This window comes from Gardnerella sp. c10Ua_244 (assembly GCF_055818055.1).
In genome coordinates, this window is sequence record NZ_JARFVS010000001.1 from 151,299 (window position 1) to 175,947 (window position 24,649).

The 24,649-nt window shown below is 44.1% G+C and carries 19 protein-coding genes, 3 tRNA genes and 1 riboswitch; of the genes, 8 read left to right on the forward strand and 14 right to left on the reverse strand.

Translation table 11 applies throughout. The features are described from left to right. Nucleotides 1-396 precede the first annotated feature (396 nt). The 3 genes from P0108_RS00615 (at nt 397) to P0108_RS00625 (ending at nt 4,417) form a co-directional block, all read left to right on the forward strand. The gene (locus P0108_RS00615; protein WP_012913886.1) at nt 397-1,659 is read left to right on the forward strand and encodes an acetyl-CoA C-acyltransferase; all 1,263 of its coding nucleotides are present in this window, start codon (nt 397-399) and stop codon (nt 1,657-1,659) included. Between the two features lie 86 nt (nt 1,660-1,745). Continuing rightward, nucleotides 1,746-3,080: a hydroxymethylglutaryl-CoA reductase, degradative gene (locus P0108_RS00620; RefSeq protein WP_473730674.1), complete on the forward strand. Its 1,335-nt coding sequence runs from the start codon at nt 1,746-1,748 to the stop codon at nt 3,078-3,080. A 23-nt stretch (nt 3,081-3,103) separates the two neighbouring features. After that, nucleotides 3,104-4,417, forward strand: a complete 1,314-nt coding sequence (locus P0108_RS00625) for a hydroxymethylglutaryl-CoA synthase (protein ID WP_004110316.1) — start codon at nt 3,104-3,106, stop codon at nt 4,415-4,417. A gap of 366 nt (nt 4,418-4,783) precedes the next feature. Here P0108_RS00625 and P0108_RS00630 read toward each other — a convergent pair. After that, nucleotides 4,784-4,868 (reverse strand) — tRNA-Ser (locus tag P0108_RS00630). Nucleotides 4,869-5,057: 189 nt separating this feature from the next. Beyond that, nucleotides 5,058-6,344 (reverse strand): serine--tRNA ligase, encoded by a 1,287-nt coding sequence (gene serS / locus P0108_RS00635; RefSeq protein WP_174182657.1) that lies wholly within the window; start codon nt 6,342-6,344, stop codon nt 5,058-5,060. A gap of 106 nt (nt 6,345-6,450) precedes the next feature. On the opposite strand from serS, the gene trxA reads away from it, so the two are divergent. From trxA to P0108_RS00650, 3 genes are all read left to right on the forward strand, one after another. Beyond that, the gene (gene trxA, locus P0108_RS00640) at nt 6,451-6,792 is read left to right on the forward strand and encodes a thioredoxin (RefSeq protein ID WP_012913881.1); all 342 of its coding nucleotides are present in this window, start codon (nt 6,451-6,453) and stop codon (nt 6,790-6,792) included. A gap of 148 nt (nt 6,793-6,940) precedes the next feature. Then, entirely contained in the window at nt 6,941-7,927 is a 987-nt protein-coding gene (locus P0108_RS00645; protein ID WP_174182658.1) for an aggregation-promoting factor C-terminal-like domain-containing protein, read from the forward strand. Nucleotides 7,928-8,090: 163 nt separating this feature from the next. Continuing rightward, nucleotides 8,091-9,719 carry an MDR family MFS transporter gene (locus P0108_RS00650; RefSeq protein WP_102155413.1) on the forward strand — a complete coding sequence of 543 codons (1,629 nt, stop codon included), beginning with the start codon at nt 8,091-8,093 and terminating at the stop codon, nt 9,717-9,719. A gap of 53 nt (nt 9,720-9,772) precedes the next feature. On the opposite strand, the gene P0108_RS00655 is transcribed toward P0108_RS00650, so the two are convergent. From P0108_RS00655 to pgi, 10 genes are all read right to left on the reverse strand, one after another. After that, nucleotides 9,773-10,483: an HNH endonuclease family protein gene (locus P0108_RS00655; protein WP_415707414.1), complete on the reverse strand. Its 711-nt coding sequence runs from the start codon at nt 10,481-10,483 to the stop codon at nt 9,773-9,775. A 51-nt stretch (nt 10,484-10,534) separates the two neighbouring features. After that, entirely contained in the window at nt 10,535-13,090 is a 2,556-nt protein-coding gene (locus P0108_RS00660; RefSeq protein WP_473730675.1) for an ABC transporter, read from the reverse strand. Nucleotides 13,091-13,359: 269 nt separating this feature from the next. After that, the gene (locus tag P0108_RS00665) at nt 13,360-14,463 is read right to left on the reverse strand and encodes a LacI family DNA-binding transcriptional regulator (protein WP_012913876.1); all 1,104 of its coding nucleotides are present in this window, start codon (nt 14,461-14,463) and stop codon (nt 13,360-13,362) included. A 13-nt stretch (nt 14,464-14,476) separates the two neighbouring features. Then, complete coding sequence (locus P0108_RS00670) at nt 14,477-15,181, reverse strand: ribonuclease HII (RefSeq protein ID WP_064621818.1); 705 nt, start codon at nt 15,179-15,181, stop codon at nt 14,477-14,479. A gap of 92 nt (nt 15,182-15,273) precedes the next feature. Next, the gene (gene lepB / locus P0108_RS00675; RefSeq protein WP_004110299.1) at nt 15,274-16,062 is read right to left on the reverse strand and encodes a signal peptidase I; all 789 of its coding nucleotides are present in this window, start codon (nt 16,060-16,062) and stop codon (nt 15,274-15,276) included. A gap of 28 nt (nt 16,063-16,090) precedes the next feature. Continuing rightward, a complete protein-coding gene (gene rplS / locus P0108_RS00680; protein ID WP_004105329.1) occupies nt 16,091-16,456 on the reverse strand; it encodes a 50S ribosomal protein L19 in 366 nt (121 codons plus the stop codon). A 247-nt stretch (nt 16,457-16,703) separates the two neighbouring features. Then, on the reverse strand, nt 16,704-18,218 hold the full coding sequence (locus tag P0108_RS00685; protein ID WP_076003134.1) for an ABC transporter ATP-binding protein: 1,515 nt from the start codon (nt 18,216-18,218) through the stop codon (nt 16,704-16,706). Nucleotides 18,219-18,298: 80 nt separating this feature from the next. After that, complete coding sequence (locus tag P0108_RS00690) at nt 18,299-20,047, reverse strand: ABC transporter permease (RefSeq protein WP_004110296.1); 1,749 nt, start codon at nt 20,045-20,047, stop codon at nt 18,299-18,301. Nucleotides 20,048-20,306: 259 nt separating this feature from the next. Next, nucleotides 20,307-20,453: a hypothetical protein gene (locus P0108_RS00695; protein ID WP_004110294.1), complete on the reverse strand. Its 147-nt coding sequence runs from the start codon at nt 20,451-20,453 to the stop codon at nt 20,307-20,309. A gap of 104 nt (nt 20,454-20,557) precedes the next feature. Next, nucleotides 20,558-20,718, reverse strand: a riboswitch (M-box (ykoK) riboswitch). 171 nt (nt 20,719-20,889) lie between these two features. After that, on the reverse strand, nt 20,890-22,584 hold the full coding sequence (gene pgi, locus P0108_RS00700; protein WP_004110292.1) for a glucose-6-phosphate isomerase: 1,695 nt from the start codon (nt 22,582-22,584) through the stop codon (nt 20,890-20,892). A 353-nt stretch (nt 22,585-22,937) separates the two neighbouring features. Here pgi and P0108_RS00705 point away from each other — a divergent pair. Together P0108_RS00705 and P0108_RS00710 are read left to right on the forward strand one after the other, a co-directional pair. Then, nucleotides 22,938-23,010, forward strand: a tRNA-Thr gene (locus tag P0108_RS00705). A gap of 70 nt (nt 23,011-23,080) precedes the next feature. Next, nucleotides 23,081-23,161: transfer RNA gene (locus tag P0108_RS00710), tRNA-Leu, on the forward strand. Between the two features lie 13 nt (nt 23,162-23,174). On the opposite strand, the gene P0108_RS00715 is transcribed toward P0108_RS00710, so the two are convergent. Together P0108_RS00715 and rph are read right to left on the reverse strand one after the other, a co-directional pair. Further along, nucleotides 23,175-23,861, reverse strand: a complete 687-nt coding sequence (locus P0108_RS00715) for a non-canonical purine NTP pyrophosphatase (RefSeq protein ID WP_012913874.1) — start codon at nt 23,859-23,861, stop codon at nt 23,175-23,177. 22 nt (nt 23,862-23,883) lie between these two features. Next, a complete protein-coding gene (rph, locus tag P0108_RS00720; protein WP_012913873.1) occupies nt 23,884-24,645 on the reverse strand; it encodes a ribonuclease PH in 762 nt (253 codons plus the stop codon). Nucleotides 24,646-24,649 lie beyond the last annotated feature (4 nt).

Consider the following 24,649-nt stretch of genomic DNA (forward strand, 5'->3'; position numbering starts at 1 on the left):
TCACAATTGAGCCAAATCACGCTTTGAAGGAGCTTGAAATCCCAATGATTTCAAGCTCGGTCAAAGCGCTGCGCGAGCGTCCTTCGCTCAGTGCGAAAAATCTCAAATCTCTACCACACTGGTATTCGTGCAACTAAAGTCACGAAATTAAGCTGCGGTTTGGTGTGTGATATGTATGCCCGGTGTGGTGTGTGCAGCAGCATTAATGATAGCGTTCGCTAATCAACAAGTAATCACTTTTCACAAAAACATAAACTCACTGAAGTAAGTCTAATTGTGAAGGAAACGAGAAAAATTTTTCGCAAATGGTAATTTTGTCGAAAAATACGATAAAGTAGTCCGGTTGGTATACTTCAACACGTATTGCAACAAACAATTGATTAGGTGGCTAAACATATGACTGAAGTGGTGATTGCAAGCGCTGTACGTACGCCTATTGGCAAATTCGGCGGCAGCTTATCTTCGCTTTCCTCAGTTGATTTAGGAACAATCGCAGCAAAAGCAGCAATAGAACGCGCTAGAATTAGCTCACACGACGTGGATCAAGCTATTTTTGGAAACGTATTACAAGCAGGCAGCGGACAAAACGTTGCTCGCCAAATTGCGTTAAAAGCAGGATTAGATACTTCTAGCTGCGCAATGACAATTAACGAAGTATGCGGATCCGGCTTAAAAGCAGTGCGCTTAGCACAATCCGCAATCGTTATGGGAGATGCGCAAGTTGTTGTTGCAGGCGGCACTGAAAGCATGAGCAACGTACCGTTTTACGCAACTAATTCGCGATTTAGCGGACACAAATACGGGAATTTTGCGCTTATTGACGGTTTGCAACGAGACGGCTTAAACGACGCTTTTACTGGCGACGCAATGGGCGTTACTGCAGAAAATGTTGCAGCAAAATTTGGTATCACTCGCGAAGCACAAGATATTTTTGCACTTAAATCTCACCAAAAAGCTGTTGCCGCTATTAAAAGAGGCGATCTTGCTTCTGAAATTGTGCCAGTAACGCTTGCAAACGGAACTGTTATAACTCAAGACGAGCATCCTCGCGAAGATACGTCTTTAGAGCAGTTGTCGAAATTGCGCACGCTTTTTAAAGCGTCGGGAGAAACTGCGGACGCGACTTGCGAAGTTGACAAGCGCGAAGTTGGCGAAAACGAAGTTTGCAAGCACGAATCGACTGTAACTGCAGGAAACGCAAGCGGAATTAACGACGGAGCTGCAGCTCTAGTGCTTATGAGCAAAGATTACGCGCAAGCGCACGGAATTGAATATCTTGCGCAAATTGTGGGATTCGCAGAAGGCGGAATCGACCCAGATTTAATGGGATACGCTCCAAAACATGTGATGGAACGCATGCTAAATGCGACCGGCAGCAACGTTGACAACATTGACTTATTCGAAATAAACGAAGCGTTTGCAGCGCAAAGCATTGCCGTTTCGGAGCAACTCCATATTGACGAGTCAAAACTCAACGTACGCGGTGGAGCAATTGCACTCGGACATCCGCTCGGTGCTAGCGGAGCGAGGATTTTGACGACGCTTATATACGCTTTGCGAGATAGAAATAAGTTAAATGGAGTTGCTGCGCTGTGCGTCGGCGGCGGAATCGGCGTTTCTATGCAAATTAGAATGCGAAACAATAAAGTCAGAATGTAAAACAATAAAGTCAGAATGCAAACAACCAAGTCAGAATGCAAAGCGATCAGAAGCATTCGTAGTCTACAAATCATGAGGTGATTTCGATGGCTGCTTTTCGTGAATTAAGCGTGGAAAATCGCATAAAAACCTTGCAAAATGAGGGCGCAATTAACGAGACTGAGGCAGCATTTTTGCTTAAACAGTTTGCGGAAAGTTCTGATACTACAATTCCTGCAGACGTTGCAAATCATATGATTGAGCATCAAATTGGAAAGTATACGCTGCCGGTTGGCGTTGTGCGTGGGCTGATTGTGAACGGCGAAGTGTGTGACGTGCTGGTTGCAACTGAGGAGCCATCCGTGATTGCAGCTGCGTGCAATGGGGCGCGAATTGCTGCAGCGACTGACGTTGGATACGGAATTATTGCGCGCTCCCCACAATACGTGACTACAGCACAAATAGCTTTTGAGGACGCAGACGGAAGCGTGGCGGCGCGCTTGAGCAGAATCGTTGAAGATAAAGAAAAGGTTGCAGAACTGTTGCGCATTGCAAACGCGTCACACCCATCAATAAGTAAAAGGGGTGGCGGCGCGCGAAAATGCCGCGCTTCAGCTTTGCACGGCTTCGCAAAGCTCGAGATTGACGTAGACACATGCGACGCAATGGGCGCAAACACAGTGAACACTATGGGCGAAGCCGTCAAAGCCCAGCTGGAAAGCTGGCTCGGCGTGCAGGCGCTAGTTGCAATACTCACAAACACCAGCCGCGTTGCAACCACAGCAGAAGTGCATATACCGGTTGAAGCACTAGCATCCAGGCGGCTGGAAGACTCTGAACGAGAGCGCGAGGGAAAGTGCCTTGCGCGCCGAATCGCGGCATTGAGCGCGCTTGCCGCCAGCGACCCTGCACGCGCCGCCACGCACAACAAAGGAATCCTAAACGGAATCGCAGGAGCCGCGCTCGCGTCAGGAAATGATACGCGAGCGCTAGAATCGGCAGCACACGCGTGGGCGGCGCGCTCCGGTCACTACCTACCACTGTCAAAGTGGAACACCGAAACCGTAAACGGAAAAACCATACTCCATGGCAGTATTGAAATTCCGCTACAGATCGGCATTGTTGGCGGCTCAATCTTATCGCTTCCAATGGCAAAACTCGCGATCAAAATCGGCAATTACAAAAACGCAAACGACTTTAGAAACACGCTTGCCGCGCTCGGTTTGGTACAAAATCTTGCGGCTCTTCGCGCACTAGCAGGCCCTGGAATTCAAGCAGGTCACATGGCATTGCAGTCTTCAAACCTGGCAATTGCAGCAGGTGCCAAAGGTGCGGAAATCGCAGAAATCACGCATAATATTTTGCAACTTAGCCCTGCAGAAAGAACTACAGAAAAAGTTACGCAATTACTTCAAAAGTTACGAGAATCAAGTAAAAATTAAGAAAATTTAAGGGTTTAGGACAAATGAGCACACAAAATATCAAAATATCAGCAACCGCAGCAGCCAACACAACCACAACCTCCGCAACCACTCCCCTTACCGTCGGCATTGACCGCATCTCCTTCGCAACGCCGCACTATTACCTAAACCTCGAAGAATTGGCGGAACACCGCGGAATCGACCCTAACAAATTCACAATCGGAATCGGTCAAAGCGAACAATCCGTGCCACCAAATCACCAAGACATCGTCACTCTCGCCGCGCAAGCCGCATTCCCACTACTACCATACATCGATAGCAATCGCCTCAAAATGCTCATCGTCGGCACAGAAAGCGGAGTCGACGCAAGTAAATCCAGCGCGCTATACGTTCAAAATCTGCTAAAACTCACGCCGTGGGTGCGCTCTATTGAAGTAAAAGAGGCTTGCTACGGCGGAACGGCAGCTTTGATGATGGCATGCGATTACGTGCGCGCGCACGCAGAAAAAAATCCGCAAGTGCTTGTTATTGCAGCCGATATTGCGCGCTACGGGCTTGCTACCCCTGGCGAAGTTACGCAAGGCGCTGGGGCTGTGGCAATGCTTGTGAGCGCGAATCCGCACGTGCTTAAAATTAACGACGACAGCGTTGTAAAATCCGCGGATATTCAGGACTTTTGGCGACCTGTTTACCAAGACACCGCTCTTGCTCGCGGCAAGTTTTCAACCGAGCAATACATACAATTTTTCTGCGAAGTTTGGCAAAAGTATTGCGCGCAAAACGATTGCAATTTCAGCGATTTCGCCGGATTGTGCTTCCATTTGCCATATACGAAAATGGGTTTGAAAGCACTTAAGGCTGCGATGGATTCTTGCGCAAATTCTTGCTCTGATTCTTGCGATAATAGCAACCTAAGCGAGTCGTCGCGCAATCGCTTACTTTCGCGCTACGAAACCAGCACGAAGTACAGCCGTCGTGTAGGCAACATCTATACGGGTTCCCTGTATTTGGGATTGCTGTCTTTACTTGAGTTAGACGAATTTACTTGCGAAAATAGTGATCTTACTGCACTTAAAAGCGGCGATAAGATTGGACTATTTTCTTATGGTTCCGGCGCTGTTGGTGAATTTTTCAGCGGCACGATTGCGCCAGGATTTAGAGATGCGCTGTTTGCGCGCGAGCATGCGGATATGCTTGATTCGCGCGTGCATTTAAGCGTTGCTGATTACGAGGAGATGTTTGAAAGCGTTGCGCCTTACGCTCCGGAAGATTTCGAAAGCAGCACGTCTTGCCGCGAAGGTGCAAGCTTCTTCCTGGACGACATCACATCACAAGAGCGTCACTACTCCGCGCGCTAAAATCGAGCGAGCGCACGTTTCGATCGGATTCTCGCTCGCAAACGACCCTTCCTTTACACGACTGCAAACTTTCCGCCACCTTCACGCCCTTTCCCGTCAATCGAGACGAAGACAGACCGAGCTTTCACTAAAAGTGCAGCGCACTTTCAGTGAAAGCTCGGCAGAATAAAAAAGCTTCAAGCGCGAAATGCAGCAACACAAACCTGACACACTGCGTTAAACACACTAGCCCACACTTTCTGCGTCTTTATTGACACAGAAAGACCTCGCTTGCGTTGGAAGCACACTGTGCTTCCAACCCTGAGCAAGCTCAGCGAATTAAAAAAGCCTAAAGCAATTTCACATGCTTTAGGCTTAGTTAATTCGCGGATGAGGCGAGATTCGAACTCGCGGTAGGTTTCCCTACAACGGTTTTCAAGACCGTCTCCTTAGACCGCTCGGACACCCATCCATTTGCGCACGAAAGCAATCAAATTGCCGCTTTCAACGCACAAGTGGTAAGCATATCATCACGTATAGAACACAACACCCAGATTCAAAAAGCTTATCAACTAAAAAATAAAGCCCAGGCAATTTCCCGGGCTTTGTAGCTAATTAAACGGTTTTTTGAAACAAACGCCGTGTTTGTGCACGAGTAAACTCACGCTTCCCACTTAGTTGGCTCAATGACTTCCTTGCCACCCATATAAGCCTGCATTGCCTTTGGAATATCAATCGAACCATCTTCATGCTGATGATTTTCCAAAATAGCCACAAGCCAGCGAGTAGTAGCCAAAGTGCCGTTAAGCGTACTAACTGGGCGAGTTCCGCCATCTTCCATACGTTCGCGCACATTCAATCGGCGAGCCTGATACTCAGTGCAGTTAGAAGTAGAAGTAAGCTCACGGTAACGTCCTTGCGTTGGAACCCAAGCTTCACAATCAAACTTACGAGCGGCAGAAGAACCAAGGTCACCTGCAGCAGTATCAATAATGCGGTAAGGCACTTCCACCTTAGCAAGCATTTCCTGCTCCATACCGAGCAACTTTTGATGCTCAGCGCGAGAATCTTCCTGCTTGCAATAAACGAACATCTCAACCTTATCGAACTGATGCACACGAATAATACCAGAAGTATCCTTTCCAGCAGCACCAGCTTCACGACGGTAGCAGCTCGACCAACCGCAATAACGCAAAGCACCATTGCTTAAGTCAAGAATCTCATCCTCATGCATGCCAGCCAAAGCAACCTCGGAAGTACCGACCAAATACTGATCATCTGGTTCGCGCAAACGGTAAATCTCGTCCGCGTGAGAATTCAAGAAGCCAGTTCCGCGCATTACTTCCGGGCGCACAAGCGTTGGCGTAATCGCAAGCGTAAAACCGTGCTCTTCAGCTTGATCAACAGCCATAGTAAGCATTGCGATTTGCAAGCGAGCCACAGCACCGCGCAAGAAGTAGAAGCGAGATCCTGCAACCTTCACGCCGCGACGCATATCAATTCCAGCAACTCCAGTTCCAAGAGTCAAATGATCCTTTGGTTCGAAACCTTCAGCTGCAAAATCGCGAGGCGTACCAACCTTCTTAACTACAACATAGTCGTCTTCTCCGCCTTCTGGAGCTTCATCTTCAACGATGTTAGAAAGCTGCCACATTGCCGTAGTGTAGTCGGCAGTAGCTTTTTCGGATTCAGCTTTGTATTCCGCAACTTTCGAAGCTAATTCTTTAGTTTCGGCAATAAGCGCAGCCTTTTCCTCCGCGCTAGCTGTTGCAACCTTCTTACCAATAGCTTTCTGCTCGGCGCGAGCTTCTTCAAAAGCCTTAAGAGCGGTTCGGCGCAAATCATCGCTGCGCAATACTTCATCGACGAGCTCAACGGATTCACCGCGCTTGCGCTGCGATTCCTTAACTACGTCGGCATGTTCACGAATAAATTGGATATCAAGCATGACTCCTAGCCTAGTGCCGCAAGACGACAGATAAGCGCACTATCGGCAACTTTATGCAAGGCGGCACGTACAATAAAGCAAATATGCAAAATATCGAGGGGGTAATATGGCAGCAATACATGCTACTACAGAAAATTTTGAGAAGATTGCTTCGACAAATGAAATAGTTGTTGTTGATTTTTGGGCAACATGGTGCGGTCCATGCAGGTCTTTTGGTCCTATTTTTGAGAAGGTCAGCGAAAAATATCCCGAAATTCCTTTCGTAAAAGTTGATATTGACAAAAGCAACGAGATTGCTGCAGCTGCTCAAATCCAAGCTGTCCCAACAGTAATGGTTATTAAGCGCGGCGAAGTTATTTATAGACAAGCTGGAGCATTACTAGCTTCTGATTTGGAAGATTTGGTTGAACAAGCTAAATCTTACGAATCTGATGATTCTGAATCCTGATTTATAGACTATGCCATGAGATATAATACGTGAGGTTTTGCATATACGTTTTGCACATACATTTTAACGCATGTTTCTCATGTTTTATTAGTCTACGTTGCGAGCGTTTGCAAGTATCAATAGAGTAATTGCAGAAATAAGGAGGGTTATGACCAGTCACCGTAAGCATACTGTTACGCTTGGTTCACTCAGTTTACGACAGTGGGCTAGAGTTAGCGCGGTTATTTTGGGCTTCGTTGCTTTGGTGATACTTGGTTTTGCCTCGCGAGATTTTTACGCTTCGTCTAAAGGTCACGCTGTTCAGGTTACTTCTTATTCAGCAACCGATTCTTCGCAAGTTTCTCGTAGTGCTAGCCGTAGTATGTTGCATAATGGCGCGACTTCATATATTAACGTTGTTATAAATGGTCATCATCGTACTATTTTGGGCACTAATTTCACTGATGTAAAATCCGTTCTTGATGCTGGAGATATCACTCTTGAGCCACACGATGTTGTTACTCCATCTCTTACAACTAAAGTCAGCGAATCAACTGTTATTACGATTAATCGCGCAGGCGCAAAATTAGAAAATTCCGACGACCCAATCGCGTTTAACGTCGTCAAAAAGGAAACTGCTGCACTTCCAAAAGGTACTGAGAAGGTGCAAAGTGAAGGCGCTAACGGCGTAATGGAAACAGCAAAAATAGTTACTCGAACTAAGGGAAAAATAGTTTCCTCTAATATTTTTGCTTCTTATGTTAAAAAAGCTCCAAAAGATAAGGTTATTCTTGTTGGAACTGGCGGCTCTTCTGCCGCAATTGGCTTAGCTGCTTCTATCGGTACGACTGTTCCTGCTGGCGAGATGCAACAATGGGCTCACGACTGGCTTATCTCTAACGGTTATAGTGAAGCTGATTTTACTGCAACAGTATTTATTATTTCTCATGAGTCCGGTTGGCGCGTAAACGCAATGAATCCTTCTGGGGCCTACGGTTTACCTCAAGCTTTGCCAGGCGGAAAAATGGCTTCTGCTGGCGCTGATTGGGCAACTAACTATCAAACGCAGCTCCGCTGGTTCTGGAATTATTGCAATGGTCGTTATGGCTCCATTCAAGGCGCTTACAATCATTGGCTTTCCTACCACAGCTACTGATTAGAATCAGTCTAAATATCATTGTTTTGCGCAAAATAAATTTTTAAATAACTTTTGTTTTGCGTAAATTAAGTTTTGCAATTTTTGTTGTAATAGATAAGAGAATAGACTTAAGTCGATTGACTTTTGCCACCTATGCTTAAAAATACGCTTAAGAAAAACTATGTTTAAGAACAAAAAAGGATGTTTTATTTTGACGCACTCAACATGGCTGTCTAATAAAAGCCAAGATCTCAGTCATGCACTAACAGGCGAAGAAGCATACAATAACAATCGTCTTACACGTCCTGCTTTAATTTCTCTCGCTATTCTTACGTTTATTACATTTATCGGCAATTTCGCACAATTACAACTTACTGCAGCATTGCCAACAATAGTTCAAGAATTTGGTATAAGCGTCACAACTGGTCAGTGGCTTACTTCTATTTTCCAGCTGATTATGGCAATTATGGTTCCACTTACAGCATTTTTAACAAGACGCTTTTCTACTCGCCAAATTGTTATTACTTCCATGTCGCTTTTTACTTTTGGATCCGTACTTGCATGGCTTAGTAACGACTTTATGATGGCACTTGTTGGTCGAACTCTTGAAGCTATTGGCACTGGCGTAATGTGGCCTGTTTTACAAATTACCGTATTCTCCGTCTACCCTGTTACTCGCAGAGGTATGGCAATGGGAAGCGTTGGCATGGCTATGAGTATTGCTCCAGCAATCGGTCCTACTATTGGCGGTTTGCAAACTGATATTAATGGATGGCGTTCTATTTTCTGCTCTCTTACTATTATCGGAGCAATATCCGTCGTTTTGGCAGTATTTTTCTTGCATAATTTTGGAGAACACGATCTTAACGCGCATGCTGATTTCTTCTCGGTTGGCCTTTCGGTTATTGGCTTCGGCGGGCTCATGTTTGGATTCACTAATATTGAAGGATGCGGAATTTCACACCCATTATCTTGGGCTCCTATGATTATTGGTGCTTTTGGAATTGCTTGGTTTGTTACAAGGCAGTTGCGAGCGCAAAAACGCGGTCACACTCCTCTTCTTGGTCTTAATGTGCTTAAAAACCGCTACTTTATGGTAGGTACTATTTGCGCTTGCCTTACATTTTTTGCTTTCAGCTCAATTATGGTGCTTATTCCGCTTTATATTCAGTCTGATCGTGGTTTTTCAGCAACTATGAGCGGCTTAATTCTGCTTCCTGGAGCGTTCGGCATGGCTATTTCGCAGTATTTTGGCGGTCGTATGCTAGATCGCTTTGGAGTGCGCCCAGTTGCTATGGCAGGCTCTATTATTCTGTTTTTTGGCACTGTAATGATGAGTCTTATTGACATGGATACGTGGATTTGGTGGATTTCCATTTGGCAGTTTACTCGCCAAATTGGCATGGGATTCTTGCTTATGCCAATAACTACGTGGTCGCTTAATTGTTTGCGTAAGGAAGAGCTTGGCGACGGTTCGGCTGTAACTAATACTATGCGTCAACTTTGGGGCGCTATTGGAGCACCTGTTTTAGTAGTTACAATGACAGTATTGACAACTCTTCACCATTCTGGCACAGGTCACGCTGCCGATGTTGCTGCTAGTATTTTCGGAGTTCAATGGACTTTGCGCATTAGTGCTATTATTACAGGAATTATGGCTCTTATCGTTATTTTTGGAGTCAAGGGCGAAGGCACGGGTTCTGCTCACAATCTTGCGCGTAGAGCTATTGATCGCATGCGCGTGTTGCATATTCCTCATTCAGCAGAGCATCACGACGTAATGCACGATCACACTCATAATCATTACTAAACGCTTATTAAACGCTTACTAAGTCGCTTTACGAATACCAAACTGAGAAATCCTTACTTTGGTAATTTTTGTGCAGAACAGTTATGCAATACGCTTTCCATGCTCTGCTTTTCTTCGCGAGTTACAGTTAAACCATATTTATACTTAACAGCTATTTGCCTAGCAACATATTCGCACCTGAAGGTTTTGTTTGAAGGAAGCCAGTAAGCTGCGGACGCGGAACCTTTTTCTTGATTAGCAGCTCCTTCAACCGCGAGTAGGTTCATCATATCGTTGCCAAATTTTAATCGTTTTGCACGATTCCATTTCCATGCTCCAGATTCCCACGCATTTTGTAATGCAACAACATGATCTATTTGAACTAATGCACTGGTTTTTCGCCCACGCACGAAGTTAATATCTTTGCCAGTATACGGATCATGCAACAAGCCGAAACGCACTTGGCAGGATCCTGCGTACTTGTATTTCACATTTTGTAAATCACGCGCTAAAACGTCTTCCCTAACGTCACATCCGTTACCATCATCGTCAGTAGTACGATATCCGAATACTTGACGCTCGTACCCGTAACGATAAGGCTTAGATATACGCAATTTTTTCAATGCTTGCGCAGCTTCTCCGCTTGCTTCATATTCTCCTGTAATCTTCCCAACGCTACTGTTTATTTTAGGAAGCAACAAGCCAATAACAATCCCACATAAAACTGCAAACAGCAGCATCCAAAACAGCGCAAGAAACTGCCTCTTGTTACAACGATTACGCATGTTCAGTCCCCCAACTCAACTTATGCATATTCAATATTTTTTAAATTAAAGTTAGTTACTGCTCTTAACTCTCATAACAGACGGTATTCTTTGTAAAACAACATCTACAACTTGCTGAATCATAATTACAAGCAAAACCATTGCCATAACAGCATAAACCGTACTCCATGCGGGAATATTAGCTGGCACCGGATGAATGGTGTGAGAAACCACTAGTGCGGCTACAGAAATGCTAATTAACGATATAGCAAGAACAAGTGCCGACATACCTCCACTTTTACGAGCCAAACGCATTCTTTGTTGAGAAACTTTATGCATTGAAGTAACCATTCGATTAACGCAATGCTCACCTTGCCTAAATGCAAGTACTTCATCGATACCAAGCTCAATATCACTTACTTCATTCTCAACTTCATGTTGTTCAATGCGCACTTTATTTGCAATATGCTTGGAGCGTATAAGTAAGTATCGAGGAACAATAAACATAATAAACACGCATGAAACAATAGCTACATAAGACAAATTCGCATCGAAATAGTACAAAACAACCATAAGAGGTACAACTGCAAATATCATTCCAACATTCATGCTGATATGAGCTTTATGCCAATGTTCGTGATGCATATCTACACCTGCAAATGTTGTAACAAGAGTTAATGCACGAACTGCCATACAAGCAACAGCAACAAGCACGCACTGTTGCATTACAAAACCAAATATTGGACGTCCTGCAACAGCAAACATCGCTGAAACAATAGCAACAGGAATACATACTGCAGAAACAAGATTGAGAGCAGTACTAAACATTGATATAAAAGCAAAAATAGCACGTTTGAACTTTGAGATTGTTCTCACTTCATAAGTGTAAGCAATACTTGCAATAGAAGAAATATGCTTGTTTTTATTAGAATCTTGCTGAGCTTGCTCAACATTATGCGAGTTTTGCGAGTTTTGAGATTCGTTTAATTGATTTAGTTGCGTAATATTTTTAGAACCATCATTAGCAATATGACGATACGATTCTACAGTTGCTATTTCGTCCGTTGAGCTAATTCCAGCATCATTTGGCATTAACACTATTACATTTGCATAACGCGCTATGCGACGCAATATTTTAACAATTTCTTCAGCTTCATGATTGCTAATATCACATTGGGAATAATCAAAAACGTACACTTTAGTGTGTCTTAAAATTGCTCTAGCAAGAATAACGCGACGCTTTAAATCTTCAGAATTATAGGATGCTTCAGGATTATTAAAAAGTCTATCTATTGGCATATCTAGACCGTCATAATCGGCATAAACAACACCATCTATTCGCACAGCTCGCAATGCATCCCACATCGCAGTAGTCGTAGCTGTTGGAGCAGCCAAAAGTAAGTTTTCTCGCAATGTTGTGGAAAATAGATGACTTCGCTCGCTAACTATAGTAACAATATCTGCTAAAGCTGCAGAACTTGCATCGTTCAACGACAAGTAAGATGCACTATCGTTTGCGTCAAATACTTCAGAAACTACAAATGGAGAAACGTCGTCTTCATGAATATCATAACGGTCGCTATAAGAAAGCAATATGTCAGCAGATTTATTAAAACCTGTTCCAGAAAGTATTTTCTCACGCATAACATGATGATATTTACTTGGAATAACTTGCAATTCACCAGATTTTGCAATTATCGATAAACGCTGAGCTTCATTAGTATTCGCATTATTTTCCGAAATATTGCATCGCATACGCAAAGCAATATTGGTTGAGCCATCAGGCAAAGATAATGTTGAACCATCGTCACTAAATGCTATTGGAGCAGGAGAATCAGTAACCATTTGCAACAATGCTTCAACATGATTCAAACCATGAACAGCATGTTTAACTACATGCATATTCTTACCAACAATTCTCAGTGGCTGGACGCTTAACATTAACAAAGGCATTGTTAACAGAGCTGCAGCAAGACCTACACCTTTAACGGAAGATAACCAAACAGTTGCAACAATTGCGAGTCCAGCAATAACATAGGCAAATAATGCACTTACACAACGCCACGATACTGGGCTTAGTGCCAACGAGAATATAAGAGAAGCAACATTAAACAATGCAGCTAATGTGCAAATCCCAGCTATAGCAGGGTTAACTGTAAATAGTGCTGCAGAAACGACTACAGGAACAGGAATAGATGCAATAATTTGTGGAACTAAAGAAGCAACAAAACTTTGTATTGCAAAAATATCTTCATTTACGCGCAAAGAAGTAATGCCATGAGAATCTTCAACATCCACAGAGCGTAGAGATAATATTGCGCGCAACATTTTAGGGCGCAAACGCATAGCTATTCGCGACTCAATTTCTGCACAAACAGTACACGACCAGTAAAAAACTGCATATTTCAGCAAAATAATAGCAGCTAAAACAATAATGTAAGACGTAAATTCAACAGAACTCATTAAAGAAGTTCCAGTAGAACGAACAGGTCTTAATACTGGAGACAACATCCCAACGCAAACGTAGACAAAAGCTATGTTTACAAGATAAGAAATCGCAAGACACGCCGACCTTAAAACAACTAGATGCTTAATTCCTGGCACGAACGCAAAGCAGCGATTTATCATCTCCTGATCCTTTTCTTTATTCCATATTTATTCAAAAACCACACACTCCCAACAGATGTTAAGATTACGCTTCACACACACCATCAACACGCCGACAGCCGCGTAATTATGCTGATTTTAAGCCATTTTGCCAGATATTAGCATTAAGAAAATAAAGTTGTTTCACAACTGTTTCACGCAATATTTAAATAATCAAAAAAATAATTAAAAATACCATTTTTAATTCTATTCTCAATAATTTTTTAATACAATTTTTCACGATCGCAAAATTATCTCAATACTGCACCAATAGAAGAACGCAATTTTAAGCTAGCAGGTATTTGTCCAACTCCATGAGACATATCTGGGAATGCTGGTTCAGGCCCATGATTCATTAATCTCAAAGCTTCACGCACTGCCAACGACCCTAATTGCTGCATATCGAGACTCACAGTTGTAAGAGGTGGGAAAAAATCACTTATTGCCGGAATATCGCCGAAACCAACAACACTAATATCACTCGGAATTTTCAAACCGTGCTCATACAAGGAACGCACAACTCCTACTGCCTGCTCATCGCTTGAAGCAACAATAACAGTCGGCAATGCAATGCCATCTATACCAAATTTCTCAATCATATGATTCATTCGCGCGTAACTTTCAGAAGACTTCCACGAAGTACATTGCACAATATGCGAATGAATACCTTGAGCAGTTGAAAGTGAACGCCATGCAATGAGTCGCGTTGCAGCACCTCTCCATTGTGAAGGACCTGCTATATAAATGGCATTTCGATGTCCATAATGCGCAATAAGTGACACAATATCGTTCATTGCGCGAGATTGATTAATCCCAATCATTGAATACTCAACGTTGCTATGAGAACGCAACATATTCATGCCTTCATGCGCGCTTATTGCACCATGAGTAGCAGTAACACATACGCACGGCTTAAGAATACGCGTACGACACAGTGACGTAAATATTGCGTCTGTTGGAGCGTCAATTATTAATCCGTCGACATTTTGCTCTTCAAAACTCTCGCATAAATCTTGAATATCACTTTGTTCACATAACGTTTCGTTGACCATGCTAATAGAAAGAAAAAGACCACGAGATTTTGCTTGCGCTTCTATAGGAGCAATGATGTTTCGAGATGTTCTATTTTCTGCACCAACGATAAGCCCTAAAGTACGCGACCTCTTAGTCGCTAATGCGCGCGCTGAATTACTTGGATAATACCCAAGTTGCTCAATAACTCGCAGAACTTTAATTCGCGTGTTAGCAGAAACATCAGGAGAATTATTAATAACGCGAGAAACAGTTTGATGACTTACGCCAGCAGCATGCGCAACATCGATCATTGACACGCGTTTTGCTTCATTTTCTGCCATATATACCCCTCGCTTATAAATGCCAAGACAATCTATGCAAATCGCTAGGTCCTACTTTTTTAATGGCATTGCGATGAGCTAAAGAGCCGTAACCCTTATTACTTGCCCAATCGTAGGCTGCATATTTCGGATTTTTAGCAAGAGATACCATAAGATTATCCCTAGTAACTTTTGCCAAAACTGCAGCTGCAGCTACGCTCGCACACTGTCTGTCTGCTTTTACTAAAGTATGGACTTTTACAGGCTCAGGAATGTAAGGAGCGTCAAAAGTATTTGCGACTTTGTCAATATAATCGCAAGGTCCATCCAATATTGCTGCAATACGAGTGTTTTCTTTTTTACTTATTTGAATATCTTCCTCGACTTTTGCGATTGCTTTCAAAGCCGCAACGCCAAGCGTATAACTAATACCCCACTCATCTATTTCTTTATTAGTACAAGATCCAACAGCCCAAGAAGTACACCATTTTTGCAACGGTTCATAAAGCTCTCCTCGACGCTTTTCACTCAGCAATTTAGAATCAGCTAAGCCTTCAGGCATATAGTTTTCTTTTACTTGCTTAATTCCAATAACTGCAGCTCCTACCATCACAGGACCTGCAAGAGAGCCTCTTCCTACTTCATCAAGACCAATAACCCAATCATAGCCTTCGCAAAGCAAATCTTGCTCATATTTAAATGATGGAACAAGCGGTATATTGGATGATTTATTTGACATAATTAAAATTAGTTTGTATAAGTTTTGCTAATACAATTGCTCTAATACGATTGTGTTAATAACATTGCGTTAACAACATTGCGTTAATACTTTTATTTTGCAGGACGATCAGGCACATCTTTAAAATCATCATGGTGTTCGTCTAAAAGACCAATTCGATCAAGCGGCCACGATCTAAACACAGCAACGCCCTCGATTTTGGAAATCGGAACTAAGCCATCATCGCCATCATTGCGATGATATCGTGAATCCGCAGAATTAGAACGATTATCGCCCAAAACAAACACGTGACCAGCTTTAACTTTTACTTTAAACGGAAAAGCACTCGGGTCAACACCAGGACGAATATAGGAAGATTCTCGTATTGGAACACCGTTTACAACAATAGGCTGCCCAGCGCCTTTACACTCAACAGTATCCCCAGGCAAACCAATAAGACGCTTAATTAAATCCTTGCCAACAACACCGGAAGAGTTTTCACCACTCAACCAATGTGCAGGATCCTCAAAAACAACAATATCTCCACGCTTTAATGGGAATAAGCGCGGAGTTAGCTTAGTCGTAATAACATAATCGCCAATATGAATAGTATCTAGCATAGAGCCAGAAGGAATTGTGTAAGCTCCAAATAGGAACACACGAATAAGTATCACTACTAATACTGGAATACCGAACCATGTTATAGCATCGCGCAAAGTTAGGCGGTCATTTTTAGCACGCTTAGAATGTGCAAAATGCTTACCTTTTCTATTTTTGCGCTTAAACATGCGAGAGCCGGAAGGTAAATCTCCTTCCGGCTCTGGCGGAACCGGTGAAGGATCTATACCATGACCCGCTACTGAAACGATATGAGTATCGCTAATTTGCGTGTCATCAGTCATAACAAATACCCTTCACATAAGTTCTATTTTACTTAGCAGAGTTATCGCGACGCTCAGCAATACGAGCAGCCTTACCACGCAAAGCGCGCAAGTAGTACAGCTTAGCGCGACGAACGCGACCGCTACGAACCAGCTTAATCGAATCGATAGCTGGAGAATGAAGTGGGAAACGACGCTCAACACCAGTGCCGAAGCTCACCTTACGAACAACGAAAGTTTCACGCACGCCAGCACCCTTACGAGCAATCACAACGCCGGTGAAAGTCTGAATACGAGTGTTGTTGCCTTCCTGAATCTTAACGTTGACGTCAACGGTATCGCCAGGACGGAAAGCTGGAATTTCTTCAGCAGCCTTAAGATGCTTAGCATCAAATGCTTCTACAGCATTTACCATAATATTCCTCCATCGCCGCCGCATATCGACGCATAGTAAGCGTTAGCAACAAATGTGCTACGCAAATCTTTCCCCAAAAAGTTCGCTTTTTAGGGGGCTTCCGATCCGCGCAATCTTAAATAAGAAGCGACTAGACCTAAAAGATAAAAGAACTATGCGGCATCCCTTTATCGAAAGCATACAAGTACCAAATTTATGCTCAATAATGGACATTATTGAGCATAATTCCGCACTATTCCGCACTATTTCAGCGCACAACTCCATCGAGAGGAGCAGTTTCAACTGTACGAGTCAACTCGTCATCATCAGCGTCATAATCAAACAACTCGCCGTAACGACCCCAGCTAATTGCAATATCAAACTGTTGACGCGCCAAAGCATCCGTGTGCTTACTGCGCAACAAATCCAAAATCAGCTCGCCACGAAGCTTTCCGTTACGATTCCTACTCAAAGCTTGATCAATTGCGTGCACAAGAGACGCATGTTCAATCGCAAGACGAGCAAAAACTTGCTTACTGTGCAAAATATCGGCATTATGCCACTCTTCACCCTCAGAAGTGATAGTAATATGACCATTTTCTGCAGTAAGCAAATTAAGCATCGTGCCAGCATCAACAAGTGGGAACAAATCATCAATCTCAAACGACAAATCAGCTGCCAAATCAGCCAAATCAATACCATCTGGGCTTTCAGAAATCACGTCAAGCAAACCAGCCATACCACCTGGTGTAGCGTTTGGAAGCAAACGAACAGCCACAGGCTCTGCCTTTGCCTCACCTGCTTCAGCTTCATCCTCACTTTGCTTATCTTCATCTTCATCGTCATGGTGGCGCTGAATAAGCATATCTGCAATTGCTGCAGCTTCGTTATCTTCAGCATCTTCATTAGTTGCATTATTTGCTTGATCTTGAGAATCAGCATCTTCGGAAGCGTCTTGCTCTGCAGTGCTTTCTGGAGCAGAACCAGTCAAAATAGCATACAAATTATCAACCATCGCTTCAAATTCAGCACTGTGCTTATCTCGAGGACGAGGCAAATCAACATTCACATCAGCAATTAAGTGACCTGGATGAGATCCAAGAACCACAACGCGATCAGCCATTTGCACAGCTTCTTCAATATTGTGCGTCACAATAAGCACAGACTTAATATCTCGCTCCTCGCTAGACCACAACTTAAGAACTTCCTGACGCAAGTTTTCAGCAGTAAGCACATCGAGAGCAGAGAACGGCTCGTCCATAAACAATGCATCTGGTCTCAGCACCAACGCGCGCGCAATACCAACTCGCTGACGCATACCGCCGGAAAGTTCCTTAGGATACGCTGTTTCAAAGCCATCCAAACCGATTGCATCAATTGCAGCTAAAGCAAGCTCAGTACGCTTTTCTTTACTAACACCTCTAGCACGCAAGCCAAGTTCCACATTGTCTTGTACTGTAAGCCACGGCATAAGAGCGAAGGTTTGAAATACGATTGCAACTCCTGGGTTTGGGCCTGTCAGCTCGCGTCCGCGATATGTTACTGTGCCTTCTGTTGGCTGCACAAGACCAGCCATTGTGCGTAGAAAAGTTGATTTTCCAGCACCAGAACGTCCCAATATTGCCACGATTTCACCCTCGCGAAGAGTGAAAGAAATATCGTGCAAAACGTGCTGAGTAGTGCCACTGTCAGAAGTGAAGCTTTGACTGATGTGCTTTGCGTCGATAATATCGCTTGTAATTGAGGATTGCACTTTTTTTGCATTGCTCTTTAAAGTATTCATAATTTTGCCAATCTTTTCCATAAAATTTTGTTATTTTAAGCGATTTATTAGTAAATTTATTAGTCGATTTGTTAGTCGATCTAATTCAATACGTAACGTTTTTCGGAAATACGTTGCATTGGCGACCAGAATAATCGGTTGCTTAAAACAACAATCAAGCTCATAACAGTTACGCCAACTAAAGTGCGCGCAGAATCTCCTAAAGTAGTTGCATTAGTAATATATGCACCCAAACCCTGAGTTTCCATGTGGTTCTTTCCATATTCCACAATCTCAGACACAATCGAAGCATTCCAAGCACCGCCTGCAGCTGTAATACCGCCAGTGCACCATGAACCGAAAATAGACGGCAAAATAAGCGTCTTCCATCGCAAAGTACGATCCAAGCGGAAGCTGCGCGTCATTTCACGCAAATCATCCGGAATAGCACTAGCACCTGCAATAACATTGAACAGAATGTACCATTGCGTACCAAGAGCCATCAAAATAATACTTCCCCAACCAAGATCAATATGCCAAGACATAAACCAAGCCATAGCAAACGGGAAGATGAAGTTTGCTGGGAAGCTAGCAAGAATTTGCACTATAGGCTGCATAATACGCGAAATCTTAGGATTCATGCCGATTACAACACCAACAGGAACCCAAATAAGCGAGCTTATTAAAATCAACGCAGCAACGCGCATAAAAGTGATGCCACCAAGCATGCCTGCAGTAATGAACTCATGCAAACCTGCAGTTGTATACACAAAGTAAAGCATATGGGCGGCGCCAGCAGCCACAATAATTAGCATAATAACGTTGAATACCCAATCACCAAGCTTATGCTGAGCAGCCTTATGAGGCCACTTGGAGCCTGTGCGACCGAATGGGCGCGTTACTTTTTCAAGCCACTCGCGAATTGGCAAAAACAGCTTACTAATAACTTCATCTGCATGAGAGTGACGAATAAGAGTCAAAATAGCACTGTGACGCTCATTATCAGATGCGCTTTGCGTAATGCGGAAACGCTCAGCCCAAGCTGTAAGCGGTTTCCACAAGAAGAAGTCAAGTGCCAAAACAACAATCACCATCGACACAATAGCCCACCAAATAAGACCAAGCTTATTTTCGGCAGCAGCTTGTGCCACAAAACTACCGATGCCAGGAAGAGCGTAAGTGTGATTATTTACGGAAATCATTTCCGAAGCTGTAAGGAAGAACCATCCGCCTCCAACAGACATCATGCAATTCCAAAGCAGCGGAATCATTGCGTTAGGCATGTCTAGCACCCAGAAACGTTGCCAATGCGTGAGTTGCAAACTACGAACTGCCTCATCCAGTTCCTTTGGCTCGCTGAGCAGCGAACGGTGGAACGAAAAAGTCATATTCCATGCTTGACTCGTAAAAATAGCAAAAATCGAAGCGGCTTCAACACCAAGCATTGATCCAGGAAAAATTACCAACCAAATAGTGACAGTTGCCGAAAGGAAGCCAAGAATTGGAACTGATTGCAAAATATCTAGAAGAGGAATAAGCACCTTGCCAAGCCTACGACTGCGAGCTGCAAGAGAGCCATAAACAATAGTAAATATAAGAGATGCAACTAATGCGATCAGCATGCGAAATACTGAGCGCAAAGTGTAGTAAGGCAGATTGATTAAGTCCGTGGATACCTTAGATGGTATGCCACTTGGACCAATCGGCTGATTTATGCGCTGAATAAGGAAGGCAGTTACGCCAAAAACGGCAATAATGCCAACGCACACAATAATATCCGACCAGAAACGAGTGTTCTCGTCGACTTGCACACCTGCGCTTTCTTTGCGCGAAGTTGTAAATACGGTCATAATAAAGTCCTCGAATAGGCAATAAGTGGGTTCACCTTCGTGTATTTTTTATTTCTATTCATTTATTACGCAGATATCTATTGAGATTTCTATGCGGATTTCTATTTAGATTTTCGTAAATTCTTGCGTAAAGATCTGCGTAACTTTTCTTGTGTAAATTCTTGCGTAGCCGTATCACCATTGATTACGTTACAGGCGCAAATAACTAGAACTCACGTTTTAACTTCGTAAATTATATTTCGCAAGTTGTATTCGTAAGTTATATATTTCGCAAGTTTTGCAACCTAAATTCGATGATTGCCGGCTTCATATATTCAGGAGGAACATCCGAACTACTACTGCCAATAGTGTCGGAGCCTTCATCAGTACGAGTACTAGAATTATGGCTTTTACTGTCATGTTTCACGGCAAATCACCTCCTTAAGTTAGTGCGCTGCCGGCGCAAATCTTCATCATTGAATCGGAGGTTTACAAGAGAACAGAGACGCACCAAAACACACAAATGCATGTTAAGCGTGCCACGTCGTTCAAGCTTCAGCTTCGCAGGGCGGTGGCGTTGCATTAGTCGAAGCCTTAAATTCGACAACGACTGTTAACCAGCGTGCAGTGTCTCCACTGTGTTGCGGCAGCAACCCTTATCCCCGTGGTAGCCTTACCTACCGACCGTGCTCATTATAAATTATTGTTGCAGTTGTGTCAATATGCAGCAAAACACATTGCAATGCACTTGAGACCTATAAAACTCAGCGACAGATGCTAAACAAAAAGTCTCTTGACGAATTAACGCCAAGAGACTTATAAACCAACAATCACTAAAAACGATTGCCTATATGACTACTATCTTACTTGCGATGAGCGCGATAGAAGCGAATCAAGCTCTGCGTAGAAGCATCCTGAGCTGCCAAAGCTTCATCATCCTTAGAAATTGCAGGAGTAATCTGCTTTGCAAGCTGCTTTCCAAGCTCCACACCCCACTGATCGTAGGAATCCAAGCCCCACACGGTACCTTCAACGAAGGTGATGTGCTCGTAGAGAGCAATCAACTCACCCAAGCTAAATGGAGTCAAAGCATCGCCGAAAATGGACGTGGTTGGACGGTTGCCCTTGAACACGCGAGCTGGCACAATCTCCTCTGGAGTGCCTTCAGCGCGAACTTCATCAGCAGTCTTGCCGAAAGCAAGAGCCTTAGTCTGTGCAAGATAGTTGCCCAAGAAGAGCTCGTGCACATCCTGATCGCCATCCTTAGTAGGATTTGGCGTGTTCACGAAAGCAATGAAATCAGCTGGAATAAGCTGAGTGCCCTGGTGAATCAACTGGTAGAAAGCGTGCTGACCGTTGGTGCCTGGCTCGCCCCAGAAGATTTCGCCGGTTTCGCTTGTTACAGGAGTGCCGTCCCAGCGCACAGACTTACCGTTAGATTCCATGGTGAGCTGCTGCAAATAAGCTGGGAAGCGGTGCAAGTACTGATCGTATGGAAGCACAGCGTGAGAAGCAACCTTGTAGAAATTGCGGTACCAAACGTTGAGCATACCAAGAAGCACAACAACGTTCTTCTCGAATGGAGTCTCAGCGAAGTAGGTATCGATTGCGTGGAAGCCCTTCAAGAACTCTTCGAAACGCTCTGGACCGAGGACAACAGCCAAAGAAGTGCCGACAGCGGAATCCACAGAGTAGCGGCCGCCAACCCAGCTCCAGAAGCCAAAAGCGTTGGTTGGGTTGATGCCGAACTCTTCAACCTTCTCAAGGTTGGTGGAAACAGCCACGAAGTGCTTAGCAACAGCTTCAGCCTTCTTTGCGTCGCTTCCGTCAATAGCACCGCACTCCTGAAGCTTGTTCAGCAACCAAGTGCGAGCGGTACGAGCATTGGTCAAAGTCTCCAAAGTGGTGAAGGTCTTGGAAACAATGATGAACAAAGTGGTTTCTGGATCCAAATCCTTGGTCTTTTCTGCCATATCGTTTGGATCAATGTTAGAAACGTAGCGAGCGCTGATGCCGGCGTCAGCGTATGGCTTCAAGGCTTCGTAAACCATGACTGGACCCAAATCGGAACCGCCAATACCAATGTTTACAACAGTCTTGATGTTCTTGCCGGTAACGCCCTTCCAAGCGCCAGAACGAACTTCGTTAGCAAAATCGTAAATGCGACCCAACACTTCACGCACGTCTGCAACGGTATCTTGACCGTCAACAATGAACTTGCCAGCATCCTCTGCAGGACGACGCAAAGCAGTGTGCAAAACTGCACGATCTTCAGTATTGTTAATGTGCACGCCGGTGTACATTGCCTTAGTGCGCTCGTCAAGCTTGACTGCCTTTGCAAGGTTTGCGAAAAGCTTAAGAGTTTCAGGCTTAATTAAATTCTTAGAAAGATCGAAGTGGAGATCTCCAGCTTCGAAGCTCAACTTATCCACGCGATTTGCGTCCTCGGCAAACCACTTCTTCAGGCAAACGCCTTCTGATTGCAACTCGTCGTAATGCTTCTGCAATGCAGCCCACTCTGGGGTTTTTACGGCGTCAACTGGCGGATTGATGGCCATTGTAAGGTCCTTTCATTTCTTCAACTGACGTGACAGCAACCGTCACTATAGTCCAATTCACAAGATACTCACAAAAGCAGACAGAAACACGCGAAGCTTAACACAAAAATGAACACAATCACACTGATAATTTACACATAAAAATTTGTAGTTTGAGGATGTGCAGTGCCCCAAACGCGCGCAACCTACCCTGCATTTGGAGGGTTATCTGTGGTTTATCACTCCAAACGCGAGGAAATTATCTCACATTTGGAACATTATCTATTGCACGACGCGCCAAATTGGACAAATTCAAAAATATGATATATAGTGTTTGATTTGTGCGCGAGTCGCGAATGCGTCTCAGGCAACATGCCACTTTAGCTCAGTCGGTAGAGCGTCTCCCTCGTAATGAGAAGGTCGACAGTTCGATTCTGTCAAGTGGCTCTCTGACTCACTCGAGTGTATTAATACTTTTGATTTGTTTTTATTCGCTCGATTGTTTATATGAGTCTATGCGCGAGTGGCGGAATGGTAGACGCGCAGGATTTAGGTTCCTGTGTCTTACGACGTGTGGGTTCAAGTCCCATCTCGCGCACGAAATTTTTCGCTTATTCAGTAATAAATAATGCCTGCAACTCCGGCAAAAGTGCGCGCAAAGCATTACCTCTGTGCGAAATAGCATTCTTTTCTTCTTGAGTCAGCTCTGCACTAGTCAAACCTTTCATTTGCACACCATCGCGAATAGGCTGAAAATCTGGCACAAATAGCGGATCATAGCCGAAACCATTAATTCCGTGCGCCTCGCGCAACAAGTGACCAACCATTTCTCCGACTCGAACAGTCTCAAAGCCGTGAGAATGCGACATAACACTGCCTTCAGGAACCTCACTGCACCCATCCGGAATAGCAAGAGCTGCAGCACAACGAAAACGAGCAGTACGACATTGATCTGGGATATCAGAAAGTTGGCGCAAAAGAAGCTCATTATTAGCTTTATCATCTCCATGCACACCACTCCACCTAGCAGAAAGAATACCAGGGGCAGCACCAAGCACATCAACGATAAGACCCGAATCGTCTGCAATAGCGGGATAACCTGTTCTTGCAGCAACATCACGCGCTTTGAGCAAAGCATTCTGTTCAAAAGTCACGCCAGTTTCCACAGGATCAGGCAAGCCAAGAGAACCTGCAGTTACTAACTCGAAACTGTCTGCAAGTTTCGACAATTGCTCCTCTAAAATTTGCTTGATTTCAACGAGTTTTCCCTCATTATGTGTTGCCACAATAAGCTTCACGCCCGTTCTCCTTCAATCTCTTCTATTTTGCTAAAGCGGCTTTTTGAGCAGCTTGCAATTCGCGATTACCTTTAGTTGCCAAATCAAGTAACGTATTTAATTCGTCGCGATTAAATGGACGATGTTCTGCAGTGCCCTGAATTTCAATGAAAGTACCGGAACCTGTCATAGCTACATTCATATCTGTCATAGCTTGACTGTCCTCAACATAAGGCAAATCCAGCATAGGAGTGCCGTTAATAACGCCTACAGAGACAGCGGAAATAGAATCCTTAATAACATTTGCAGCAGAGCGAATATGACCATTCTTTTCTGCCCAATGAAGCGCATCTACCAAAGCTACATAAGCTCCAGTTACGGAAGCAGTACGAGTTCCACCATCCGCTTGCAACACGTCGCAATCAATTTGAATCTGGCACTCACCCATCGCTTTCATATCGACTACACCGCGCAAGCAGCGACCAATAAGACGACTAATTTCGTGAGTGCGACCACCAATTTTTCCACGCACAGATTCGCGATCAGTTCGCTCAGCTGTTGCTCTAGGAAGCATAGAATATTCGGCAGTTACCCAACCCAAACCGGAATCTCTACGCCAACGAGGCACACCAACCGTAAAAGTTGCGGTACACATTACGCGCGTATTGCCACACTCAATAAGCACAGAGCCTTCAGGAACATCAGTAAATTTACGTGTTATGTGCACAGGTCGGAGCTCGTCAACATCACGACCGTCAACGCGAATTGGTTTTACAGATTCCAACATATCCTTGATTTGAGTCATACCT

Excerpts from the sequence above, each read along its gene's own strand:
- P0108_RS00670 (WP_064621818.1), bottom strand. The coding sequence starts at position 15,181 with ATGTCAAATAAATCATCCAATATACCGCTTGTTCCATCATTTAAATAT.
- P0108_RS00690 (WP_004110296.1), bottom strand. The coding sequence starts at position 20,047 with ATGACCGTATTTACAACTTCGCGCAAAGAAAGCGCAGGTGTGCAAGTC.
- P0108_RS00685 (WP_076003134.1), bottom strand. The coding sequence starts at position 18,218 with ATGAATACTTTAAAGAGCAATGCAAAAAAAGTGCAATCCTCAATTACA.
- P0108_RS00665 (WP_012913876.1), bottom strand. The coding sequence starts at position 14,463 with ATGGCAGAAAATGAAGCAAAACGCGTGTCAATGATCGATGTTGCGCAT.
- rplS (WP_004105329.1), bottom strand. The coding sequence starts at position 16,456 with ATGGTAAATGCTGTAGAAGCATTTGATGCTAAGCATCTTAAGGCTGCT.
- trxA (WP_012913881.1), top strand. The coding sequence starts at position 6,451 with ATGGCAGCAATACATGCTACTACAGAAAATTTTGAGAAGATTGCTTCG.
- P0108_RS00620 (WP_473730674.1), top strand. The coding sequence starts at position 1,746 with ATGGCTGCTTTTCGTGAATTAAGCGTGGAAAATCGCATAAAAACCTTG.
- rph (WP_012913873.1), bottom strand. The coding sequence starts at position 24,645 with ATGACTCAAATCAAGGATATGTTGGAATCTGTAAAACCAATTCGCGTT.
- P0108_RS00655 (WP_415707414.1), bottom strand. The coding sequence starts at position 10,483 with ATGCGTAATCGTTGTAACAAGAGGCAGTTTCTTGCGCTGTTTTGGATG.
- serS (WP_174182657.1), bottom strand. The coding sequence starts at position 6,344 with ATGCTTGATATCCAATTTATTCGTGAACATGCCGACGTAGTTAAGGAA.
- P0108_RS00650 (WP_102155413.1), top strand. The coding sequence starts at position 8,091 with ATGTTTAAGAACAAAAAAGGATGTTTTATTTTGACGCACTCAACATGG.
- P0108_RS00645 (WP_174182658.1), top strand. The coding sequence starts at position 6,941 with ATGACCAGTCACCGTAAGCATACTGTTACGCTTGGTTCACTCAGTTTA.
- lepB (WP_004110299.1), bottom strand. The coding sequence starts at position 16,062 with ATGACTGATGACACGCAAATTAGCGATACTCATATCGTTTCAGTAGCG.
- pgi (WP_004110292.1), bottom strand. The coding sequence starts at position 22,584 with ATGGCCATCAATCCGCCAGTTGACGCCGTAAAAACCCCAGAGTGGGCT.
- P0108_RS00625 (WP_004110316.1), top strand. The coding sequence starts at position 3,104 with ATGAGCACACAAAATATCAAAATATCAGCAACCGCAGCAGCCAACACA.
- P0108_RS00615 (WP_012913886.1), top strand. The coding sequence starts at position 397 with ATGACTGAAGTGGTGATTGCAAGCGCTGTACGTACGCCTATTGGCAAA.
- P0108_RS00660 (WP_473730675.1), bottom strand. The coding sequence starts at position 13,090 with ATGATAAATCGCTGCTTTGCGTTCGTGCCAGGAATTAAGCATCTAGTT.